The sequence below is a fragment of the Streptomyces sp. NPDC059255 genome, from assembly GCF_042752355.1.
Classification (GTDB): Bacteria; Actinomycetota; Actinomycetes; order Streptomycetales; family Streptomycetaceae; genus Streptomyces.
The window spans coordinates 234,385-255,243 of record NZ_JBHYZP010000007.1 but is presented as its reverse complement, the minus strand read 5'-3'; the positions used below and the strand labels follow the sequence as shown (position 1 = coordinate 255,243).

General features: G+C 71.8%; 19 protein-coding genes. 8 read left to right on the top strand and 11 right to left on the bottom strand.

Annotation, left to right across the window (positions count from 1 at the left end; translation table 11 throughout):
• Positions 1-128 precede the first annotated feature (128 nt).
• Positions 129-779 carry a response regulator gene (locus ACFXKG_RS12820; RefSeq protein WP_384836553.1) on the bottom strand — a complete coding sequence of 217 codons (651 nt, stop codon included), beginning with the start codon at positions 777-779 and terminating at the stop codon, positions 129-131.
• Positions 780-819: 40 nt separating this feature from the next.
• Positions 820-1,977 carry a GAF domain-containing sensor histidine kinase gene (locus tag ACFXKG_RS12815; RefSeq protein ID WP_384836501.1) on the bottom strand — a complete coding sequence of 386 codons (1,158 nt, stop codon included), beginning with the start codon at positions 1,975-1,977 and terminating at the stop codon, positions 820-822.
• A gap of 277 nt (positions 1,978-2,254) precedes the next feature.
• On the opposite strand from ACFXKG_RS12815, the gene ACFXKG_RS12810 reads away from it, so the two are divergent.
• The 3 genes from ACFXKG_RS12810 to ACFXKG_RS12800 all read left to right on the top strand — a co-directional run bounded on the left by ACFXKG_RS12810 (position 2,255) and on the right by ACFXKG_RS12800 (position 5,325).
• Positions 2,255-2,953 (top strand): SDR family NAD(P)-dependent oxidoreductase, encoded by a 699-nt coding sequence (locus tag ACFXKG_RS12810; protein WP_384836498.1) that lies wholly within the window; start codon positions 2,255-2,257, stop codon positions 2,951-2,953.
• A 116-nt stretch (positions 2,954-3,069) separates the two neighbouring features.
• A complete protein-coding gene (locus ACFXKG_RS12805; RefSeq protein WP_384836495.1) occupies positions 3,070-4,254 on the top strand; it encodes an S-adenosylmethionine:tRNA ribosyltransferase-isomerase in 1,185 nt (394 codons plus the stop codon).
• A gap of 309 nt (positions 4,255-4,563) precedes the next feature.
• Positions 4,564-5,325, top strand: a complete 762-nt coding sequence (locus tag ACFXKG_RS12800; RefSeq protein ID WP_384836492.1) for a transglycosylase SLT domain-containing protein — start codon at positions 4,564-4,566, stop codon at positions 5,323-5,325.
• A 177-nt stretch (positions 5,326-5,502) separates the two neighbouring features.
• Here ACFXKG_RS12800 and ACFXKG_RS12795 read toward each other — a convergent pair whose 3' ends face one another.
• Complete coding sequence (locus tag ACFXKG_RS12795; protein ID WP_384836489.1) at positions 5,503-8,103, bottom strand: FHA domain-containing protein; 2,601 nt, start codon at positions 8,101-8,103, stop codon at positions 5,503-5,505.
• Between the two features lie 513 nt (positions 8,104-8,616).
• Between ACFXKG_RS12795 and serB the strand changes: the two genes are divergently transcribed.
• Complete coding sequence (serB, locus tag ACFXKG_RS12790; RefSeq protein ID WP_384836486.1) at positions 8,617-9,891, top strand: phosphoserine phosphatase SerB; 1,275 nt, start codon at positions 8,617-8,619, stop codon at positions 9,889-9,891.
• Between the two features lie 236 nt (positions 9,892-10,127).
• Here serB and ACFXKG_RS12785 read toward each other — a convergent pair whose 3' ends face one another.
• From ACFXKG_RS12785 to ACFXKG_RS12770, 4 genes are all read right to left on the bottom strand, one after another.
• The gene (locus ACFXKG_RS12785) at positions 10,128-10,646 is read right to left on the bottom strand and encodes a SixA phosphatase family protein (protein WP_384836483.1); all 519 of its coding nucleotides are present in this window, start codon (positions 10,644-10,646) and stop codon (positions 10,128-10,130) included.
• Between the two features lie 93 nt (positions 10,647-10,739).
• On the bottom strand, positions 10,740-10,949 hold the full coding sequence (locus tag ACFXKG_RS12780; RefSeq protein WP_384836480.1) for a hypothetical protein: 210 nt from the start codon (positions 10,947-10,949) through the stop codon (positions 10,740-10,742).
• Positions 10,950-11,147: 198 nt separating this feature from the next.
• Complete coding sequence (locus ACFXKG_RS12775) at positions 11,148-11,264, bottom strand: SGM_5486 family transporter-associated protein (RefSeq protein ID WP_267899034.1); 117 nt, start codon at positions 11,262-11,264, stop codon at positions 11,148-11,150.
• 4 nt (positions 11,265-11,268) lie between these two features.
• Positions 11,269-12,591, bottom strand: coding sequence for a CynX/NimT family MFS transporter (locus ACFXKG_RS12770; protein WP_384836477.1), 1,323 nt, complete (start codon positions 12,589-12,591; stop codon positions 11,269-11,271).
• Positions 12,592-12,702: 111 nt separating this feature from the next.
• On the opposite strand from ACFXKG_RS12770, the gene ACFXKG_RS12765 reads away from it, so the two are divergent.
• The gene (locus tag ACFXKG_RS12765) at positions 12,703-13,383 is read left to right on the top strand and encodes a FadR/GntR family transcriptional regulator (RefSeq protein ID WP_384836474.1); all 681 of its coding nucleotides are present in this window, start codon (positions 12,703-12,705) and stop codon (positions 13,381-13,383) included.
• Here ACFXKG_RS12765 and ACFXKG_RS12760 read toward each other — a convergent pair.
• The 4 genes from ACFXKG_RS12760 to ACFXKG_RS12745 all read right to left on the bottom strand — a co-directional run bounded on the left by ACFXKG_RS12760 (position 13,364) and on the right by ACFXKG_RS12745 (position 15,827).
• A complete protein-coding gene (locus ACFXKG_RS12760; protein ID WP_384836471.1) occupies positions 13,364-13,732 on the bottom strand; it encodes a hypothetical protein in 369 nt (122 codons plus the stop codon). The two genes, ACFXKG_RS12765 and ACFXKG_RS12760, sit on opposite strands and share 20 nt — an antisense overlap.
• A 166-nt stretch (positions 13,733-13,898) precedes the next feature.
• Positions 13,899-14,669 (bottom strand): enoyl-ACP reductase FabI, encoded by a 771-nt coding sequence (fabI, locus tag ACFXKG_RS12755; RefSeq protein ID WP_384836468.1) that lies wholly within the window; start codon positions 14,667-14,669, stop codon positions 13,899-13,901.
• Between the two features lie 4 nt (positions 14,670-14,673).
• Positions 14,674-15,393: a 3-oxoacyl-[acyl-carrier-protein] reductase gene (gene fabG, locus ACFXKG_RS12750; RefSeq protein WP_365818582.1), complete on the bottom strand. Its 720-nt coding sequence runs from the start codon at positions 15,391-15,393 to the stop codon at positions 14,674-14,676.
• A 155-nt stretch (positions 15,394-15,548) separates the two neighbouring features.
• Positions 15,549-15,827: a hypothetical protein gene (locus ACFXKG_RS12745; RefSeq protein ID WP_384836465.1), complete on the bottom strand. Its 279-nt coding sequence runs from the start codon at positions 15,825-15,827 to the stop codon at positions 15,549-15,551.
• Positions 15,828-16,214: 387 nt separating this feature from the next.
• Between ACFXKG_RS12745 and ACFXKG_RS12740 the strand changes: the two genes are divergently transcribed.
• The 3 genes from ACFXKG_RS12740 (at position 16,215) to tyrS (ending at position 20,685) form a co-directional block, all read left to right on the top strand.
• Positions 16,215-17,738 (top strand): TldD/PmbA family protein, encoded by a 1,524-nt coding sequence (locus tag ACFXKG_RS12740; RefSeq protein ID WP_384836462.1) that lies wholly within the window; start codon positions 16,215-16,217, stop codon positions 17,736-17,738.
• A 199-nt stretch (positions 17,739-17,937) separates the two neighbouring features.
• Positions 17,938-19,341, top strand: coding sequence for a metallopeptidase TldD-related protein (locus ACFXKG_RS12735; RefSeq protein ID WP_384836459.1), 1,404 nt, complete (start codon positions 17,938-17,940; stop codon positions 19,339-19,341).
• A 75-nt stretch (positions 19,342-19,416) separates the two neighbouring features.
• Entirely contained in the window at positions 19,417-20,685 is a 1,269-nt protein-coding gene (tyrS, locus tag ACFXKG_RS12730; RefSeq protein ID WP_384836456.1) for a tyrosine--tRNA ligase, read from the top strand.
• Positions 20,686-20,859: the final 174 nt, after the last annotated feature.

Genomic DNA, 20,859 nt, shown 5'->3' with positions numbered 1-20,859 from the left:
CGCCCGTCCGGCGCCCAGGATGCGCCGTGTGGGTGACATACACCCGACAGTATGAATCTCGGATCGGAAGATGACCCTCCGGTTCATGCCGTTCCCGGCGCCGCCCGCCGTCGTATCAGCCGGTCACCTCAGCCGGTCACCCCGTGGCGTACGGCCCACAGCGCCGCCTGCGTACGGTCCGACAGATCGAGCTTCATCAGGATGTTCGAGACATGCGTCTTGACCGTCTTCTCGGAGAGCACCAGCGCACGGGCGATCTCCCGGTTGGAACGCCCGTCGGCGATCAGGGTGAGCACCTCGCGCTCCCGTTCGGTGAGCGAGGTCCCCCTCCCGTGGCCCGCCGCCGGGTCGTCCTGGGCCAGCAGCGCGCCCGCCACCTCGGGCTGGAGCAGTACGTGCCCGGCGTGGACGGAGCGGATGGCGCCGGCCAGCGCCTCGGGGTCGATGTCCTTGTAGACGTAGCCGGAGGCCCCGGCGCGCAGCGCGGGGACGACGGTGCGCTGCTCGGTGAAGCTGGTGACGATCAGCACCCGGGCCGGGTTGCCGAGGTCGCGGAGCCCCCGCAGCGCCTCGATCCCGTCGGAGCCGGGCATCTTGATGTCCATCAGGACGACGTCGGGGCGCAGCTCCTCGGCGCGGGCGACGCCCTCGGCCCCGTCCGCCGCCTCCCCCACGACCTCGATGTCGGGCTGGATCTCCAGGAACGTGCGCAGCCCGCGCCGTACCACCTGGTGATCGTCGACCAGCAGTACCCGGATCGCCCGCCCGGCACCCGGCACCGGCCCTCCTTCGAAGCGCTGCGCGCCGCCCTCGTGCTCTTCAGCCACCGGGCACCTCCATCTCGATCGTGGTGCCCTGTCCGGGCGCCGATCGCACCCGGAGTCTGCCGCCGACGCCGCTCGCCCGGTCGCGCATCGAGACCAGTCCGAGGTGGCGTCCGGCCCTGCGGACCGCGCGGGGCTCGAAACCCTTGCCGTTGTCCGTGACGCTGAGGACCGCGCCCTGGGCGCGGCGGGCGAGGGTGACGTCGACGCGGTCGCCCCCGGAGTGGCGCAGCGCGTTGTGCAGGGCCTCCTGGGCCACCCGCAGCAGCGCCTCCTCCTGGGCGGCGGGCAGCGCCCGTACCGCGGAGCTGTCGAAGGTCACCCTGGCCGAGTGGGCGCGGTCGAGCACCTGGATCTGGGTACGGAGCGTGGCGACCAGGCCGTCCTCGTCCAGGGCCGCGGGGCGCAGCTCGACCACGGCGGCGCGCAGCTCGTCGGCGGCCTCCGCGGCGAGGGCGGCGATCTGCTGGAGCTCGCCCTTGGCGCGGGCGGGGTCGCGGTCGACCAGCGCGGCGGCGGCCTGGGCGGTGAGCCGCAGGGAGAAGAGCTTCTGGCTGACGGCGTCGTGCAGCTCGTGCGCGAGGCGGGAGCGTTCCTCGACGATGGTGAGTTCGCGGCTGCGCTCGTACAGCCGGGCGTTGGTCAGGGCGATCGCGGCGTGCTGGGCGAGGATCGAGAGGAGTTCCTCGTCCTCCTCGGTGAAGCCGCAGCCGTCCCCGCGGGAGGACGGTGTTCCCGGGCAGCGTTTGTTGGCGAGGAAGAGCGCGGCGATGATCTCGTCGCCGTCCCTGACCGGCAGGCCGAGGAAGTCCGACATGTCGGGGTGGGCGGAGGGCCAGCCCTCGAATCGGGGGTCCTTCCGTACGTCGGCGAGGCGCTCGGTCTTCTGCTCGTGGAGCATCGCGGCGAGGATGCCGTGCTGGCGCGGCAGCGGGCCGATGGCCTTCCACTGTTCGTCGCTGACGCCGTCCACGACGAACTGGGCGAAGCCGCCGTGGTCGTCCGGGACACCGAGGGCCGCGTACTCGGCGTCGAGCAGTTCGCGGGCGGAGACGACGATCGTCTTGAGGACGTCGTGCACCTCCAGACGCCTGCTCATCGCGAGGAGTGCGGTGCTCACGGCCGCGAGGCCGGAGCTGGGTCGGTGGCTCATGTGGCCACCGTACCGGCGGGCCGGTACGCCGCGTATCGGACCGGGGACCGCCCGGGGCCGGGGCCTTTCGGCCTAGGACCCGGCCGATCCGGCCTAGGGCGAACTGCCCGCGCGGGTCAGGGCCCGCGCACGAGGCGGCGGGGGCGGGAGCGTTCCTACGTTGGACGCGTCACAAGGCCAAGAGCCACAGGGCCACAGGGCTGCCGGGGCCGCCAGGGCACGACGGCGGGGACCGGCGGCCGGTGGCCGGGAACGCCGACGCGAAGGAGCGGACGTCATGCCGGTAGCGGTCATCACGGGGGCATCGAAGGGGCTGGGGCGGGCGCTGGCCGAGGAGCTTGCGCGGCGCGGCTGGGATCTGGTGCTGGACGCCAGGACCGCGCGCGTACTGGAGGAGACGGCGCGGGCGGCCGGGGCGCACGGGACCCGGGTGGTGGCGCTCGCCGGGGACGTGACGGACGCCACGCACCGCGCGGAGCTGGTGGCCGCGGCGGCGGGGCTCGGCTCGCTGGACCTGTTGGTGAGCAATGCGAGCGCGCTGGGCGCGGAGCCGCTGGTACGGCTGGACGCGCTGCCGCCGGCGGGGCTGCGGGCCGCGCTGGAGACGAATGTGGTGGCGGCGCTCGGGCTGGTGCAGGAGGCGCTGCCGCTGCTGCGGGCGAGCGCGGCGGGCGCGGTCATCGCGGTCAGCTCGGACGCGGCGGCCGAGGCGTACGAGACCTGGGGCGGGTACGGGGCGTCCAAGGCGGCGCTGGACCACCTCGCGGCCGTACTGGCGGTCGAGGAGCCGGGGCTGCGGGTGTGGTCGGTCGACCCGGGGGACATGGGGACGGATCTGTACGCGGCGGCCGTGCCGGACGACACGGACCCGCGCCCGGCGCCCGAGGCGGTGGTGCCCGGCTTCCTGCGGCTGCTGGAGCGGCGGCCGGCCAGCGGCAGGTACGCGGCGCCCGCGCTGCTGGAGGCGACGGCATGAACGGCGGAACGGGGGCGGCCATGACGGAGCAGGGGACGGGGACGGCGGTGAGGGGGACGGGCACGGCTGCGAGGGGGACGGGCACGGCTGTGAGGGGGACGAGCACGGGCGCGGCCATGGGGGAAACCGGGACGGGCGCGGCCATGGCGGAGACGGGAACGGGCGCCGCGCCGGGGGCCGGGGCGGGGCCGCTGGAGATACCGGACGTGCCCGAGGAGCTCTCGGCGCGGGTTCCGGCGGAGCAGCGCGGGGCGGGGCGGGACGACGTACGGCTGCTGGTGTCCCGGGGGACGCGGGTGAGCCACCACGCCTTCCGGGAGCTGCCGGGGCTGCTGCGGGCGGGGGACGTCCTGGTGGTCAACACGTCGGCGACGCTGCCCGCGGCCGTCGACGGGCGGGTCGGTCCCGATCCGGGCGGTGAGCGGGTGGTCGTGCACTTCTCGACGCGGGGTGACGACGGCAGGTGGGCGGTCGAGCTGCGGACGCCGCACGGACGGGACGGCACCGCGGCGCGGACGGGGGCCAAAACCGGGACGGGGGCCAGAACCAGGACCGGCGCCGGGGCGACGCTGCCTCGGCCCGGCGGGCCGGCCGGCCTGGTCGTACGGCTGCCGGGCGGCGCGGAGCTGGTGGTGGAGGAGCCGCTGGACCCGGCGGGGGTGCGGCTCCGGTGGGCGCGGGTCCTCGGCACCGGGGTGCCGGAGCTGCTGAGCCGGCGCGGCCGGCCCATCCGGTACGGGTACACCGAGCGGGACCAGCCGCTCTCCGCGTATCAGACGGTCTTCGCGCTCCCCTCCCCCGACGGCTGCGGCTCGGCGGAGATGCCGAGCGCGGGGCGGCCCTTCACGGCCGGGCTGGTGGCGGCGCTGGTGAGCCGGGGCGTGCAGTTCGCGCCGCTGGTCCTGCACACGGGGGTGGCGTCGCCCGAGGCGCACGAGCCGCCGTACCCGGAGCGCTTCGCGGTGCCGGAGTCGACGGCGCGGCTGGTGAACGCCGCGGCGGCGGCCGGGGGCCGGGTCGTCGCGGTCGGTACGACGGCGGTGCGCGCCCTGGAGTCGGCGGCGGACCCGGACGGGGTGGTGCGGGCGGCCGCCGGCTGGACGGACCTGGTGGTGACGCCCCGGCGCGGGGTGCGGGTCGTGGACGGGCTGCTGACCGGGCTGCACGAGCCCGCCGCCTCACATCTGCTGATGCTGGAGGCGATCGCCGGGCGGGCGGCACTGGCCCGGGGATACGCGGCGGCGCTGCGTTCCCGCTATCTCTGGCACGAGTTCGGGGACGTGCATCTCCTGCTGCCCTGAAAACGCCCCGAAATCACTCACTCTTCGAATTGCTGGAGCAACAACCGGTCATGGCACGGGGGGCCCGATGTGAGCCCCGGCATAGGACCCACGTCACTTACGAGCGGGGTTAGTCGACGGATAAGGGCCGCGTGAGCACGGCAAAACCGGACATTGGGGCGCCTTCCCGGCGCCCCTTTGCACTATCCGGGGTCGTACGTCACACCTTTGCCAGGGCATTTTGCGGGCGCTAACAATTGCCGACGTCGCCGCCGAGATGGCTGGCCGTCCGGCCTCCGCGACTCCCGCTATTCGAAGAGGTACGTCTCTATGTTCTCGTCACGCACCCCTGGCCTCGGCCGCCTGAACAAGACCCACAAGGTTTCGATCGCCGGTGTCGCAGCCGCCGGAGCCGCGGCTCTGACACTCTCCCTGGTCCCCGGGGCCCACACCGCCTCGGCCCAGCCCGCGGCCCAGGCCAAGTCCTCCACCGCCACTCAGGTGGCGTGGACGCCCACGGCCGACGGCAAGCAGGCTTCGAACGTGCAGGCGGTCATCGCCAAGCAGTACACGCACTCGCTCGACGGCCAGGCCAACGTCCACACGGTCGGCATCACGAAGTCCGACTCCGAGTCCAAGGCGAAGACCACCGCGAAGGCGAAGGCCGAGGCGAAGGCCAAGGCTGCCGCCAAGGCGAAGGCCAAGGCCGAGGCGAAGAAGCGCGAGAAGACCACGTCCGCCAGCCGCTCGACCGTGCGGAAGCCGGTCTACGCGAACAACCTGGACGGCTGGATCCGCGAGTCGCTGGCCATCATGAAGAAGCACGGCATCCCGGGCTCGTACAACGGGATCCACCGCAACGTCATGCGTGAGTCGAGCGGTAACCCGAACGCGATCAACCTGTGGGACATCAACGCCCAGAACGGCATCCCCTCCAAGGGGCTGCTCCAGGTGATCCCGCCGACCTTCAAGACGTACCACGTCAAGGGAACGCCCAACAACATCTACAACCCGGTCTCGAACATCGTGGCCGCGTGCAACTACGCCGCGGACAAGTACGGCTCGATGGACAACGTCAACAGCGCGTACTGACCGGCGCGGACACGTACGGACACGTACGGACACGTACGGAGTGATCCGGGCGGCCGTGTGAACGGCTGAGGGCGGCACCCCCACTGCGGGGGTGCCGCCCTCCGGCATGTTCCGGCGCGTCACGGGCGTGCCGCGCCCGGGTGCCTCACGCCCGGCCGTGGCCGGCCGCGGCGGCCGTCACTTGCGCATGACCTCGGGCTCGTGGCGGCGCAGCAGCCGCGCGACCGCGAAGCCGCAGGCGACCCCGATCAGCAGCAGGACCGAGATGTTCAGGGCCCACTGGCTCGCGGCGTGCTCCCACAGCGGGTCCAGGTTGGTCGGGTCGTTGATGTCCCACGGCGCCATCAGGTGCGAGAGATCCAGGGTCGTGGCCGCTCCGGCGATGGCCCAGCGCGACGGCATCAGCCAGGCGAGCTGCTCCAGGCCCGGCGAGTCGTAGAGCTGGAAGAGGACGCCGGTGAACACGACCTGGACGATCGCGAACATGACGAGCAGCGGCATCGTCTTCTCGGCGGTCTTCACCAGCGAGGAGATGACCAGGCCGAACATCATCGAGGTGAAGCCGAGGGCGATCACGACCAGGCAGATCTCGACGGCGGGCGGCATGATCAGACCCTCTTCGGGCAGCACGCGGGGCGCGAAGCCGATACCGCAGATGATGACGCCCTGGAAGGCGGTGATCACACCGAGTGTGATCACCTTGGACATCAGATAGGCGGAACGGGAGAGGCCGGTGGCCCGTTCCCGTTCGTAGATCACCCTCTCCTTGATCAGTTCACGTACGGAGTTGGCCGCGCCGGAGAAGCACATGCCGACCGTGAGGATCAGCATGATCGTGCCCGCGGCACCGTTGAACCGGGCCGGCGCCTCGGGCGGCCCGAGGCCGAACTTGGCGGGGATCACGACGCTGACCACCCCGAGCACGGCGGGCAGGATCAGCATCAGCCCCATGAAGCCCTTGTCCGAGGCGATCACCGAGGCGTAGCGGCGTATCAGCGTCCAGAGCTGGGAGCCCCAGCTCTGGGCCTTCGGCGGGCGCAGCTGCTGGTGCGGCGGCGTGGGGACGGCCTGCGGGGCGACGGCGTCGAGGTCCGCGGCGTACATCTGGTAGTGCTGGGAGCCGCGCCAGCGGCCCGCCCAGTCGTAGTCGCGGTAGTTCTCGAAGGCCGAGAAGACATCGGCCCAGGTGCTGTAGCCGAAGAAGTTGAGCGCCTCCTCCGGCGGGCCGAAGTACGCCACGGAGCCGCCGGGGGCCATCACGAGCAGCTTGTCGCAGATGCCCAGCTCGGCCACGGAGTGGGTGACCACCAGGACCGTACGGCCGTCGTCGGCGAGGCCGCGCAGCAGCTGCATGACGTCGCGGTCCATGCCCGGGTCGAGGCCGGAGGTCGGCTCGTCCAGGAAGATCAGCGACGGCTTGGTGAGCAGTTCGAGGGCCACGGACACGCGCTTGCGCTGACCACCGGAGAGCGAGGTGATCTTCTTGTCCTTGTGGATGTCGAGCTTCAGCTCGCCCAGCACCTCGCCGATCCGGGCCTCGCGCTCGGCCTCGGCGGTGTCGCCGGGGAAGCGGAGCTTGGCCGCGTACTTGAGCGCCTTCTTGACGGTCAGCTCCTTGTGCAGGATGTCGTCCTGCGGAACGAGACCGATGCGCTGGCGCAGCTCGGCGAACTGCTTGTACAGGTTCCGGTTGTCGTAGAGGACCTCGCCCTGGTCGGCGGGGCGGTAGCCGGTGAGCGCCTTGAGGAGCGTGGACTTGCCGGAGCCGGAGGGGCCGATGACCGCGATCAGCGACTTCTCGGGGACGCCGAAGGAGACGTCCTTGAGGATCTGCTTGCCGCCGTCGACCGTCACCGTGAGGTGCCGGGCGGAGAAGGAGACCTCACCGGTGTCGACGAACTCTTCCAGCCGGTCGCCGACCAGCCGGAAGGTGGAGTGACCGACGCCGACGATGTCGTTGGGGCCGAGGAGTACGGTGCCGGACTTGGCGATCGGCTGGCCGTTGACGTACGTGCCGTTGTGGGATCCGAGGTCGTGGATCTCGAAGCGGCCGTCGGGGGTCGCCGTGAACTCGGCGTGGTGGCGCGAGACCTGGAGGTCGGAGACGACCAGGTCGTTCTCCAGCGCACGGCCGATGCGCATCACCCGGCCGAGGGAGAACTCGTGGAAGGTGGTCGGGCTGCGGTCCCCGTACGAGGACGGTGCCCCCGCGGCGCCGCCCGCACCGCCCAGGTCCGGCCGCTGCGCCTGCTGGAGCTGGTACGCCTGCTGCGCGGGAGCCTGCGCCTGGTGCGGTACGGAGCCCTGTGGCGGGGCCTGCTGCCAGTTCTGCTGCGGTGGAGCCGCCTGCTGCTGGCCCGCCCAGCCCTGCTGGGGCGGCGCCTGCTGGGCCCCCGCCTGCTGCGGCGGAGCGGCCTGGGCGGCGGCCTGGGCGCTGTAGGCCCCGGCGCCGGCCCCCGCCGGCGCTCCCGCTGCCGCGCCGGTGAGGCTCACGCGCGGTCCGTCGTTGGCGTTGCCGAGATGGACGGCGGAGCCGGCGCCGATCTCCGACCGCTGGACGCGCTGCCCCCGCAGATAGGTGCCGTTGGTGCTGCCGTGGTCCTCAATGACCCAGCCACGGCCTCCCCAGCTGATGGTGGCGTGACGCCACGAGACCCTGGCGTCGTCGATCACGACGTCGCCCTGTGGATCGCGGCCGAGGGTGTACGACCTGGATGGATCGAGCGTCCAGGTCCTTCCGTTCAATTCCAGTACGAGTTCCGGCACTCCATGCCCCACTTGTTGTCCCCCGAGTTTCCCCCATCGCAGGGAGTCTAGGGATGGCGAACATCGGGGGGAACTATTTCAGGCTCGCTCCTGACTTTGAAAGTCGGGCCGTGTGCAATACCGGCACAAGCGTGTAACAGGCCCACAAGGGAGGCCTGTCGGCGGAGAACAAAGACCTATGGAAAGCAACAAGGCCGACAAACCACGGCTCCGGCCGGGGAGCCGGGAGGGATGTCCGGGGCCGCCCCGGAGCGCACCGGACGGCATCGGACCGGTTGGGGACGATATAAACCATCGCTTTCTCGCCAATCGGTGAACGGCCCGGGGGCCGTAGCGGAGTCAGGTAATCCGGTACGTCGGGTACTTCCCGCGTACCGGAGGGTGCGCGGGAGGCGCCAGGGAGTGACCCGGAGGCCAGGGGCGCACCGTATCCGCTGGTCATCCCCGCCCTCGCCGGATGATCGCTGTCCGGTACGCGGGACGGTTGGCCGGTTTCCGCGCCCCGCCCGATACGGTGGAACCACCATGAGCGCAACTCAGTCCCGTCTGAACTCCGACGTCCCGACCCTCCTCGTCAAGATCTTCGGAAAAGACCGCCCGGGGATCACCGCCGGGCTCTTCGACACCCTCGCCGCCTTCTCCGTCGACGTGATCGACATCGAGCAGGTCGTCACCCGTGGCCGTATCGTCCTGTGCGCACTCGTCACCGCGCCGACCGCGGCCGGTGCCGGCGAGGGCGAGCTGCGGGCCACCGTGCACAGTTGGACCGAATCCCTCAAACTACAGGCCGAGATCATCTCCGGTACGGGCGACAACCGCCCGCGCGGCAGCGGCCGTTCGCATGTCACCGTCCTCGGCAACCCGCTGACCGCCGAGTCGACGGCGGCCATAGCCGCCAGCATCACCGCGACCGGCGGCAACATCGACCGGATCTTCCGGCTCGCGAAGTACCCGGTCACGGCGGTCGAGTTCGCCGTGTCCGGGGTGGAGACCGAACCGCTGCGGACCGCGCTCGCCACCGAGGCGGCCGGGATCGGGGTGGATGTCGCCGTCGTCTCGGCCGGGCTGCACCGCCGGGCCCAGCGGCTGGTGGTGATGGATGTGGACTCGACCCTGATCCAGGACGAGGTCATCGAGCTGTTCGCGGCGCACGCAGGCTGCGAGGCCGAGGTCGCCGCGGTGACCGCGAGGGCCATGCTCGGGGAGCTGGACTTCGAGGAGTCCCTGCACGCCCGGGTCGCCCTGCTCGCCGGGCTGGACGCGTCGGTGGTGGAGAAGGTACGGGCCGAGGTACGGCTCACCCCCGGCGCCCGCACCCTGGTCCGTACGCTCAAGCGGCTCGGCTACCAGGTGGGGGTGGTCTCCGGCGGATTCACCCAGGTCACCGACGCTCTCCAGGGACAGCTCGGGCTGGATTTCGCCGCCGCCAACACTCTGGAGATCGTGGACGGGAAGCTCACGGGACGGGTCGTGGGGGAGATCGTCGACCGGGAGGGCAAGGCCCGGCTGCTGCGCAGGTTCGCGTCCGAGGCCGGGGTGCCGCTGGCACAGACGGTCGCCATCGGGGACGGCGCGAACGACCTGGACATGCTGAACGCGGCAGGACTGGGCGTGGCCTTCAACGCCAAGCCGGTGGTCCGCGAGGCCGCGCACACGGCGGTGAACGTACCGTTCCTGGACACCGTGCTGTATCTGCTCGGCATCACCCGTGAGGAGGTCGAGATCGCGGACTGCGAGGACGGCCTCGACGAACCGGCCATACCCGTCGAGCCCGGTCCGCGGAACGGCCGGACCGACTGAGCCGACGGCCGCACGAGGCCGGACAAGGTGAAGCCGGACAAGGTGAAGGGGGAGGGCCCCGGCGCGGAGTCGGCGTACGCGCCGACCGCCGTACCGGGCCCTCCCCCTTCACCGCGTACAGCCCGGCCCGCGTACGGCCTGGCCGGCTTACGGCCTGGCCGCGCACGGCCCGCTCCGGCCCGCGTACGCCCGCCCCCGCGCCGTACGGCCGGATTCGGTCGCGCATCAGTCACGCATCAGTCGCGCGGCGTCCAGAACTCGGTGAGCGTCGCCACGCCGTGCTCGACCGACTTCCAGGTGCCGTCGAAGGTGAGGACCGCGAAGGCCGCGGTGGGGAACGCGCTCCTGTTCATCCGGGTGAGCGCGTCGCCCTCCGTCCGGCCCGCGAGCGCGTCGGCGAGGGCGTGCGTGCCGGGGTTGTGCCCGACGAGGAGGAGGTCGCGCACCTCGTCGGGGGTTTCGTTGACCACTGCGATCAACTCACCGAGGGCGGCGTCGTACAGCCGGTCCTCGTAGACGGTCCTGGGGCGCTGCGGCAGCTCCGCCACGGCGAGCTTCCAGGTCTCTCGCGTTCTGGCCGCGGTCGAGCAGAGGGCCAGATCGAAGGCGATACCCGTCGCGGCCAGCCTGCGGCCGGCGATGGGCGCATCCGCACGGCCCCGGTCGGCGAGCGGCCTTTCGTGGTCGGCCACGTCCGGCCAGTCGGCCTTCGCGTGCCGGAGGAGGACGATCCTGCGGGGTGTTTCGACGCTCATGCTTCCCAGCTTCGCATGAAATGAGCCAGCGGGCGCAGGGTGTTGACGTGCTCACCCGGCACGGGTGAACACCGCCGTCACCGCTGACCGGTACTACCGGGCCAGCGTCAGATGCAGCTGTTCCAGGATCCGGCCGACCGTGGGGTCGGCGGGCACGGCGTGCGCCTGGCCTGGATCCGCCACCAGCAGGAACAGGACCACGAAGGCTATGGAGGGCAGGGCAACCGACCACCACGGCAGCCGGGTTTCGACGTCGCCGGAGGGAAGCGGGGAGTGGGACCGGGAGTGAGTACGGGCCGGCATGGCCGCCTCCGGAAGTCGGTGATTCGGGTCGGTGATCCGTGATGCCTCCACGCTACGGATCGGCGGGCCCGGCTCCCATCCGGTGACCCACCCACTTGACCCTGACCCACGCCCCCTAGGGGATGGGGGGACAACCCCACCCCGGCCGGCCCACGAGCACGGCCCACGAGCAAGGGGCAAGGGCGGACGGGGCGGCTGTCAGGGGCTGGCGATGGTCGCAACGATGCTGATGATCACCATGATGCCGATGATCGTGCCGAAGACGAGCAGCAGTTTCCGCTGCCCGTTCTGGGGGTTCGGGTCAAGGACTGGCATGCGCTCAGTCTCGCATCCGCGTCTCGTCCTCGATCGTCCGGTCCCGCCCCGCGATGACGCCCATCACCATCTGCGGCACGAGGAACCCCGCCATCAGCGCGATCGGCAGCCCCCAGCCACCGGAGTGCTGGTACAGGACGCCCACCAGTACGGGGCCCGGGATGGAGATCAGATAGCCGGTGCTCTGGGCGAAGGCCGAGAGGCGCGCGACACCGGCGCCCGTCCTGGACCGCAGGCCGATCATGGTGAGGGCCAGCGGGAAGGAGCAGTTCGAGATGCCCAGCAGCACGGCCCACAGCCACGCTCCCCCGGCCGGCGCGAAATACAGCCCGGCGAAGGCGGTCAGCCCGCAGAGCCCCAGGGCCACGACGATCGGCCCCTGGCTGCTCATCCGGGTCGCCACCCGCGGGATCACGAAGGCCAGCGGCACGCCCATCGCCATGATCACGGCGAGCAGCAGCCCCGCCGTGCCCGCCGGAACCCCGGCGTCCCGGAAGACCTGCGGCATCCACCCCATGGTGATGTACGCGCCGGTGGCCTGGAGGCCGAAGAACCAGGCCATGGCCCAGGCCGTACGGCTGCGCCCGAGCCGGAGACCGGACACGCCACCGCCGCCGCCCGGAGCCACCGGGGCGGTGCCGGCCGGAGCCGCGTCCCCGCCCGGGGCGCGGTCGCGCGCCAGGACGGTCCACGGCAGAACGGCCGCGGCGGCGAGCACCGCCCAGACGCCCAGTCCCGTACGCCAACTGCCGCCCAGCGCCTCGGTCATCGGGACCGTCACGGCGGTCGCCGTCCCGGCGCCGAGCGCCAGCGCCATGGAGTACAGGCCGGTCATGGTGCCGACGCGGTCCGGGAAGTGGCGCTTGACGAGCACCGGCATCAGCACATTGCTGACGGCGATCCCCATGAGCGCGAAGGCGCTGGCGGCGAGGAAGCCGGCCGTACCGCCGGCGAACGGCCGGAGCGCCACTCCGGCCGTGACCGCCGCCATCCCCACGAGCACGACGGCGCCGGGGCCGAAGCGGCGCGCCAGCCGGGGCGCCGCGAAGCCGAAGGCGGCGAAGCAGAGCGGCGGTACGGAGGTGAGGACCCCCGCGAGGGTGCCGCTCATGTGCAGCCCGTCCCGCACCTCTTCCAGGAGGGCGCCGAGGCTGGTGATGGCGGGGCGGAGGTTGAGGGCGGCGAGGACGAGCCCGGCCACGAGAAGCCGCGTGCGCCATTTCGAGGGCCCGACCGGGAGCGGCGGCGCGGTCATGGTCACGCCTGCGGCTGCTGCCGGTATGCGCTCGGTCTGCGGACGGAGAGAGGTGTGCGACTCGTCAGGCATGAGCCCATCATAGAATCATGGGATGATTGACTGTCCACTCGCGGGACGCCGCTCGTCTGCGGGAGACTGCCCGCCTGCGGGACGCTGTCCCTCTTCGAGACCAGGAGCACCATGGCACTGACCTCTCCCCGGCGCTCCGCGCTCTCCGATCAGGTGATCGCCGAGCTGCGGAATCAGATCACGTCGGGCGCGTGGCCGGTGGGCTCACGCATCCCCACCGAGCCCGAGCTGGTCGAGCAGCTCGGCGTGGCGCGCAACACCGTCCGCGAGGCGGTCCGCGCCCTCGCGCACAACGGGCTGCTGGACATCCGGCAGGGCTCGGGCACGTATGTCGTCGCGACCAGCGAGCTGGCCGGGGTGATGCACCGCCGGTTCGCCGACGCGGATCCCCTGCACGTCGCGGAGCTGCGCTCCACGCTGGAGTCCTCGGCCGCGCGGCTGGCCGCCCGGCGCCGTACCGAACGCGATCTGGGGCAGCTCGACGCGCTCCTCGCGCGGCGCGAGGAGGCGTGGGCCGCGGGAGACGCGGAGCGGTTCGTGGCGGCGGACGCGACCCTGCACCTCGCGGTCGTCGCGGCCTCGCACAACGAGGTGCTGACGGCGCTCTACGCGGATCTGGGTCATCTCCTGCGCGACTGGCTCCGCGACGGCGTGGGCCGGGAGCTGCGCCCCGAGAACCACATGGACCACGCGCGGCTGGTGGCGGCGATCCGCGCCGGCGACGCGGAGACGGCGGCGGCCGAGGCGGCGAGCTACACCGAGCACTGCGTGGTCACGGGCGTTCGTGGCTGACCCGTACGGAACGGATCTCCTTCCAGCACCGGTCGGCGAGCCGGACGTATCCGGCGGCCCCGATGTCCACGGGCGCGCCGACGGCGTCGATGTCCCACCAGCGCGCGCAGTCCACGTGCAGCCGGACCCGGTCCGTCTCGGGGTACGGGTTGTGGCAGTACGCGAGGGCGTGGGAGCCCTGGATCTCCGTACGGCAGGTGGCGTGGAACCGGTCGGCGCCCGGGCGGTCCTGCCCCGGGCGCCCGGCGGCCACCGTGAACGCCGAGGCGACCAGCACGGCTGCTGAGAGAACGGCCGCCCGGCGACGGTGACGGGAGAGGCGGGCGGCAGGGGAACGGCAGGGACGCATACGGGCACCTCCTCCCCCACCGCACGGCGCGTTGCGCCCAGTGTGCGGCGAAGCGGCGCTCTTTTCGACTCGGGGAGCCGGGGAGAAGCGCGGAAGCCGCGTGCCGTCCCCGGGACGGGACGGAACACGCGGCTCCCCAGTACTGCCGAGACGTATCAGCCCCTGGTCAGGCACCCATCATGTGCACGCCGCCGTCGACGTGGACGATCTCGCCGGTGGTCTTCGGGAAGAAGTCCGACAGCAGGCCGACGATGCCACGCCCGGCCGGCTCCGGGTCCGAGAGGTCCCAGCCGATCGGGGCCCGGTGGTTCCAGACGTCCGCGAGCGATTCGAAGCCCGGGATCGACTTGGCCGCCATCGACTTGAGGGGACCGGCCGAGATCAGGTTGCAGCGGATGTTCTGTGCGCCCAGGTCACGCGCGAGGTAGCGGTTGGTGGACTCCAGGGCCGCCTTGGCGACGCCCATCCAGTCGTACTTGGGCCAGGCGACCTGCGCGTCGAAGGTGAGGCCGACGACCGAGCCGCCGCGCCCCATCAGCGGCAGGCAGGCCGTCGTCAGCGACTTCAGGGAGTACGCCGAGACGTGCACCGCCGTGGAGACGTCCTCCCAGCTTCCCTCCAGGAAGTTGAAGGCGCCCTGCGGGCCGAAGGCGATCGAGTGCACGACACCGTCGAGCCCGGCCCCCTCGCCCTGGTGCTCACGGATCTTGTCGGCCAGCCCGTCCAGGTGCTCCTGGTTGGTGACGTCCAGCTCGATGACCGGGGCGGGCTTGGGCAGCCGCTTGGCGATGCGCTCGACGAGCGAGAGCCGGCCGAAGCCGGTGAGGATGACGTCCGCGCCCTCCTCCTGCGCCACCTTGGCGGCCTGGAAGGCGATGGAGGACTCCGTGAGGACCCCCGTCACGAGAATGCGCTTGCCGGCGAGGATTCCACTCATGTGATCAGTGACCCATGCCCAATCCGCCGTCAACGGGAATGACGGCTCCAGTGATGTACGAGGCGTCGTCGGAGGCGAGGAACCGCACCGTCGCGGCGATCTCCTCCGGCTGCGCGTAACGGCCGAGCGGCACCTGCGAGACGATGCCCGCGCGCTGCTCGTCGGTGAGTACCTGCGTCATGTCGGTGTCGACGAAGCCGGGTGCGACGACATTGAAGGTGATGTTCCGCGAGCCCAGCTCACGGGCGAGGGAACGGGCGAACCCGACCAGACCGGCCTTGGACGCGGCGTAGTTCGCCTGCCCCGCCGAACCGAGCAGCCCGACCACGGACGAGATCAGCACGACCCGGCCCTTCTTGGCCCGCAGCATCGCGCGGTTGGCGCGCTTGACGACGCGGAAGGTGCCGGTGAGGTTGGTGTCGAGCACGGACGCGAAGTCCTCCTCGGACATCCGCATCAGCAACTGGTCCTTGGTGATACCGGCGTTGGCCACCAGCACCTCCACGGGGCCGTGCTTCTCCTCGATCTCCTTGTATGCCTGCTCCACCTGCTCGCTGTCGGTGATGTCGCAGCGGACCGCCAGGCAGCCCAGCTCCGTGAGGACCTGCGGCGGCTCGCCGGAGCGGTAGGTGATGGCGACCTTGTCGCCGTTGTCGGCGAAGGCACGGGCGATGGCGAGGCCGATGCCCCGGTTTCCTCCGGTGACGAGAACCGAGCGGCTCAACGGATCAGCCTTTCCTCAGGGGGTCTGCTACCCCTGAAAACCTATAGGTCCCACCCGTTCCACGAGGACTCGGCCCCTGACAGCGCCTCGGGGTACTCCCTGTCGGATCCCTACAGAAACGCGCGGACCGATCGCCGCAGGGCCCCGCCGCGGGCTCACTCCCCGCCGTACAGCCGGTCAAGATCCACGAGCACGGCCTCTCCACGCTTCTCGGCGGCCCGCAGCTCGGGGGTGAACCCCGCTCCGCCGGAGCAGACGATCCGGACCTGGGACACATCCGTGCCGCGCCCGGCCAGCAGATCCCGGATCCCACGCAGCCGTTCGAGATGCCCCACTTCCATGACCTGGCCCCACTTGCATTCGCCGAGTGCCAGCAGCACCCCGTTGTCCTGACCGACGGCGCCCCGGACCACGACATCGACTTCGTACGACACTCGGTTCGCCGGATCCGGGACAGTGCCGTACGACACGTCGATCGGCAGCCCTCCGAACGTCTCGGGCGCCGCGAAATGCGCGGCCCAGTCCCGGCAGAGCTGCTCAGCTCATGCCGCTGGACTGCACGGCGCATCCCGGTGTCCAAGATCCTTACCCTTCCGCGACCGAGTCCGCCCGCCTCCGCGTCGGCCCAGGCTGCGGGCCACGCCACGCGCACTCACCATGCCCACCATCCGGTTGGCGGTGCCCCTTCGGCACGTACCACACCCCGAGCCACAAGCGGCCGAGGTGCCGTAATGGGCCTTCGGACCGGCTGCCGCGCATGATTCACTGCGGACGCATGGAAGGTGCGACAACCAGAGCGTGATCAGAAGGGAAGGCAGCACGTGCCCCACGAGGTAGATCAGTCGTTCCTGGCGCTGCCGCTGCGGGCGCTCGCCGACGCCGCGCTCGCGCGGGCGCGGGCGCTCGGCGCGCAGCACGCGGATTTCCGGTTCGAGCGGGTGCGCGGCGCGGCCTGGCGGTTGCGGGACGGGAAGCCCGCCGGGTCCTCCGACACCACCGATCTCGGGTACGCGGTCCGGGTGGTGCACGGCGGGGCCTGGGGCTTCGCGTCCGGGGTGGATCTGACGATGGACGCGGCGGCGCGGGTCGCCGGGCAGGCCGTGGCGATGGCCAAGCTGTCGGCGAAGGTGATCGCCGCCGCGGGGTCCGACGAGCGGGTGGAGCTGGCCGAGGAGCCGGTGCACGCCGAGAAGACCTGGGTGTCGGCGTACGAGATCGATCCGTTCACCGTCCCCGACGAGGAGAAGAGCGGGCTGCTCACCGAGTGGAGCGAGCGGCTGCTGCGGGCGGAGGGCGTGGCGCATGTGGACGCCTCGCTGCTCACGGTCCACGAGAACAAGTTCTACGCGGACACGGCGGGCACCGTCACCACCCAGCAGCGGGTACGGCTGCATCCGCAGCTCACGGCGGTCGCGGTCGACGGCAAGAGCGGCGAGTTCGACTCGATGCGCACGATCGCGCCGCCCGTCGGCCGGGGCTGGGAGTACCTGACCGGGACCGGCTGGGACTGGGACGCGGAGCTGGAGCGCATCCCGGAGCTGCTCGCGGAGAAGATGCGGGCGCCGAGCGTCGAGGCCGGAACGTACGACCTGGTCGTCGACCCGTCCAACCTGTGGCTGACGATCCACGAGTCGATCGGCCACGCCACCGAGCTGGACCGGGCGCTGGGGTACGAGGCGGCGTACGCGGGGACGTCGTTCGCCACGTTCGACCAGCTCGGGACGTTGGCGTACGGCTCCTCGGTGATGAATGTGACGGGCGACCGCACCGCCGAGCACGGGCTCGCCACGATCGGGTACGACGACGAGGGCGTCGAGGCGCAGTCGTGGGACCTGGTCAAGGAGGGCACGCTCGTCGGCTACCAGCTCGACCGCCGGATCGCGCAGCTCACCGGCCTCGGCCGGTCGAACGGCTGCGCGTACGCGGACTCGCCGGGGCATGTGCCCGTGCAGCGCATGGCGAACGTGTCGCTGCGGCCGGATCCGGGCGGGCTCGCCACGGAGGATCTGATCGGCGGGGTGGAGCGCGGGATCTATGTGGTCGGCGACCGGTCGTGGTCGATCGACATGCAGCGCTACAACTTCCAGTTCACGGGGCAGCGGTTCTTCCGGATCGAGAACGGCAAACTGGCGGGCCAGCTCCGCGATGTCGCCTACCAGGCGACCACCACGGACTTCTGGGGCTCGATGGAAGCGGTCGGCGGACCGCAGACCTATGTCCTGGGCGGCGCCTTCAACTGCGGCAAGGCACAGCCCGGCCAGGTGGCGGCGGTCTCCCACGGCTGCCCGTCGGCGCTCTTCCGCGGCGTCAACATCCTCAACACGACGCAGGAGGCGGGGAGGTGACCGCGGCGATCACCCGGCCGGGGGTCCGGGGGTCGTCCCCCGGGACAGCACAGTCTCAACACGACGCAGGAGGCGGGCCGATGACCACAACGACCGCGACGACCCCGATCGGCCGGGGGTCCGGCCCGCGGCGGAGCCGCCTGCAAGCACAGTGTCCCCCGGGACAGCACAGTCTCAACACGACGCAGGAGGCGGGCCGATGACTTCCCCGACCAGCCGTATCAGCGCGCCGCACGAGATCGTCGAGCGCGCCCTCGAACTGTCCACCGCCGACGGCTGTGTGGTCATCGCCGACGAGCAGTCCTCCGCCAACCTCCGCTGGGCGGGCAACGCGCTGACGACCAACGGGGTCACCCGGGGCCGTACGCTCACCGTCATCGCGACCGTGGACGGGGCGCGGGGCACCGCCTCCGGGGTCGTGTCGCGCTCCGCCGTCACCGCCGACGACCTGGAGCCGCTGGTGCGGGCCGCCGAGGCCGCCGCGCGGGGGGCCGGGCCCGCCGAGGACGCGCAGCCGCTGGTGGGGGCGGAGCAGGTGTCGGGGGACTTCACGGACGCGCCCGCCGAGACGACCTCCGCCGTCTTCGCGGAGTTCGCGCCCGCGCTCGGCGAGTCCTTCGCCCGGGCCCGGGCCGGCGGCCGGGAACTGTACGGTTTCGCCAACCACGAGCTGACCTCCACGTATCTCGGTACGTCGACGGGCGTACGGCTGCGCCACGACCAGCCGAGCGGCACGCTGGAGCTGAACGCGAAGTCGCCCGACCGCTCGCGCTCCGCCTGGGCCGGGCGGGCCACCCGCGACTTCACGGACGTGGATCCCGCCGCCCTCGACGCCGAACTGGCGCGGCGCCTCGCCTGGGCCGAGCGCAAGGTGGAGCTGCCCGCCGGGCGGTACGAGACGCTGCTGCCTCCGACCGCCGTGGCCGATCTGCTGATCTACCAGCTCTGGTCGTCGGCGGCCCGGGACGCGGCGGAGGGCCGTACGGTCTTCTCCCGGCCCGGCGGCGGCACCCGCGTCGGGGAGAAGCTGTCGGAGCTGCCGCTCACGCTGCGCAGCGACCCGGGCGAGCCCGGTCTGGAGTCCGCGCCGTTCGTGATCGCGCACGCCTCCGGCGACGACGCCTCCGTCTTCGACAACGGGCTGCCCCTCGCCCCCACGGAGTGGGTACGCGGCGGCACCCTGGACCGTCTCGTCACCACCCGGCACAGCGCCGCCCTGACCGGGCTCCCGGTCGCGCCCGGCATCGGCAATCTGATCCTGGACGGCGGGGGCGCGCGCTCGCTGGACGAGATGGTGGCGAACACCTCGCGCGGGCTGCTGCTGACCTGCCTCTGGTACATCCGCGAGGTCGATCCGGCGACCCTGCTGCTCACGGGTCTGACCAGGGACGGCGTCTATCTGGTCGAGAACGGTGAGGTCGTCGGCGAGGTGAACAACTTCCGCTTCAACGAGTCGCCCGTCGACCTGCTGTCCCGGGCCTCGGAGGCCGGCCGTACGGAGAAGACGCTGCCGCGCGAGTGGGGCGACTGGTTCACCCGTGCCGCGATGCCCGCCCTTCGCGTCCCCGATTTCAACATGAGCTCGGTCAGCCAGGGTGTATGACCGCCATAGACTGGTGATTCGGCGCGGCATCATCCGCGCTGTCCGAGTGTGCACCATCCGAGGAGAGAAACGACCGTGACGGACATCGTCGACGACCTGAAGTGGCGCGGGCTCTTCGCCCAGTCCACCGACGAGGACGCCTTGCGCAAGGCGCTCGCGGACGGTCCGGTCACGTTCTATTGCGGCTTCGACCCCACCGCGCCCAGCCTGCACGTGGGTCATCTCGTGCAGGTGCTGACCGTACGCAGGCTCCAGCGGGCCGGGCACCGGCCGCTGGCGCTGGTGGGCGGGGCCACCGGGCAGATCGGGGACCCGCGGCCGACCGCCGAGCGCACGCTGAACGACCCGGAGACGGTGGCGGGCTGGGTGGAGCGGCTGCGGTCGCAGATCGAGCCGTTCCTCTCCTTCGAGGGCCCGAACGCGGCGACCATGGTCAACAATCTGGACTGGACCGCGGGCCTGTCCGCGATCGAGTTCCTGCGGGACATCGGGAAGCACTTCCGCGTCAACAGGATGCTGACGAAGGACTCGATCGCGCGGCGGCTGGAGTCCGACGAGGGCATCAGCTACACCGAGTTCAGCTACCAGCTGCTCCAGTCCATGGACTTCCTGGAGCTGTACCGCCGGTACGGCTGCGTCCTTCAGCAGGGCGGCAGCGACCAGTGGGGCAATCTCACGGCCGGCCTGGACCTGATCCACCGCCTGGAGCCGGGCGCCGAGGTGCACGCGCTGGCGACGCCGCTGATGACGAAGGCGGACGGCACCAAGTTCGGCAAGACGGAGGGCGGCGCGGTCTGGCTCGACCCGGAGATGACGACGCCGTACGCGTTCTACCAGTTCTGGCTGAACGTGGACGACCGCGACGTCTCCGCGTACAGCCGCATCCTCAGCTTCCGCGACCGCGCGGAGCTGGAGGAGCTGGAGCGGGCCACGGCGGAGCGTCCGCAGGCGCGCGCCGCGCAGCGGGCGCTGGCGGAGGAGCTGACGACGCTGGTGCACGGCGCGGAGCAGTGCGCGGCGGTCATCTCGGCCTCCCGGGCGCTCTTCGGCCAGGGCGAGCTGACGGAGCTGGACGAGGCGACGCTGGGCGCGGCGCTCTCCGAGGTGCCGCGCGCCGAGGTCACGGAGCTGGCGTCGGTGGTGGACCTGCTCGCCGCAGTGGGTCTGGCGCCGAGCAAGTCGGCGGCGCGGCGGACCGTCAAGGAGGGTGGGGCGTACGTGAACAACGTGAAGGTCGCGGACGGTGAGGCGGTCCCGGACCGCACGGAACTGCTGCACGGCCGGTGGCTGGTGCTCCGCCGCGGGAAGAAGAACCTGGCCGCGATCGAGGTCACGGCGGGCTGAGCCGAACCGGCGCGCGTCACGACAGCGCCGGAGTACGACACAGCACCGCGGCCGGGGGAGGCGGGCCACCGCCTTCGCCCCCGGCCGCGGTGCTGTCGTACTCCCTGCCCGGGTGGGTCCTGCTCCGGGACGGGTGTCGTTCCGGGGCGGGTCCTGCTCCGGGGTGGGTGCCGT

Bases quoted from the DNA above. Each gene is read 5' to 3' on its own strand.
- ACFXKG_RS12735 (WP_384836459.1), top strand. From the start codon at position 17,938: ATGACTTCCCCGACCAGCCGTATCAGCGCGCCGCACGAGATCGTCGAG.
- ACFXKG_RS12810 (WP_384836498.1), top strand. From the start codon at position 2,255: ATGCCGGTAGCGGTCATCACGGGGGCATCGAAGGGGCTGGGGCGGGCG.
- ACFXKG_RS12815 (WP_384836501.1), bottom strand. From the start codon at position 1,977: ATGAGCCACCGACCCAGCTCCGGCCTCGCGGCCGTGAGCACCGCACTC.
- ACFXKG_RS12770 (WP_384836477.1), bottom strand. From the start codon at position 12,591: ATGCCTGACGAGTCGCACACCTCTCTCCGTCCGCAGACCGAGCGCATA.
- ACFXKG_RS12780 (WP_384836480.1), bottom strand. From the start codon at position 10,949: ATGCCGGCCCGTACTCACTCCCGGTCCCACTCCCCGCTTCCCTCCGGC.
- ACFXKG_RS12760 (WP_384836471.1), bottom strand. From the start codon at position 13,732: ATGCGTCCCTGCCGTTCCCCTGCCGCCCGCCTCTCCCGTCACCGTCGC.
- ACFXKG_RS12785 (WP_384836483.1), bottom strand. From the start codon at position 10,646: ATGAGCGTCGAAACACCCCGCAGGATCGTCCTCCTCCGGCACGCGAAG.
- ACFXKG_RS12765 (WP_384836474.1), top strand. From the start codon at position 12,703: ATGGCACTGACCTCTCCCCGGCGCTCCGCGCTCTCCGATCAGGTGATC.
- ACFXKG_RS12775 (WP_267899034.1), bottom strand. From the start codon at position 11,264: ATGCCAGTCCTTGACCCGAACCCCCAGAACGGGCAGCGGAAACTGCTG.
- fabI (WP_384836468.1), bottom strand. From the start codon at position 14,669: ATGAGTGGAATCCTCGCCGGCAAGCGCATTCTCGTGACGGGGGTCCTC.
- ACFXKG_RS12800 (WP_384836492.1), top strand. From the start codon at position 4,564: ATGTTCTCGTCACGCACCCCTGGCCTCGGCCGCCTGAACAAGACCCAC.
- serB (WP_384836486.1), top strand. From the start codon at position 8,617: ATGAGCGCAACTCAGTCCCGTCTGAACTCCGACGTCCCGACCCTCCTC.
- ACFXKG_RS12805 (WP_384836495.1), top strand. From the start codon at position 3,070: ATGGGGGAAACCGGGACGGGCGCGGCCATGGCGGAGACGGGAACGGGC.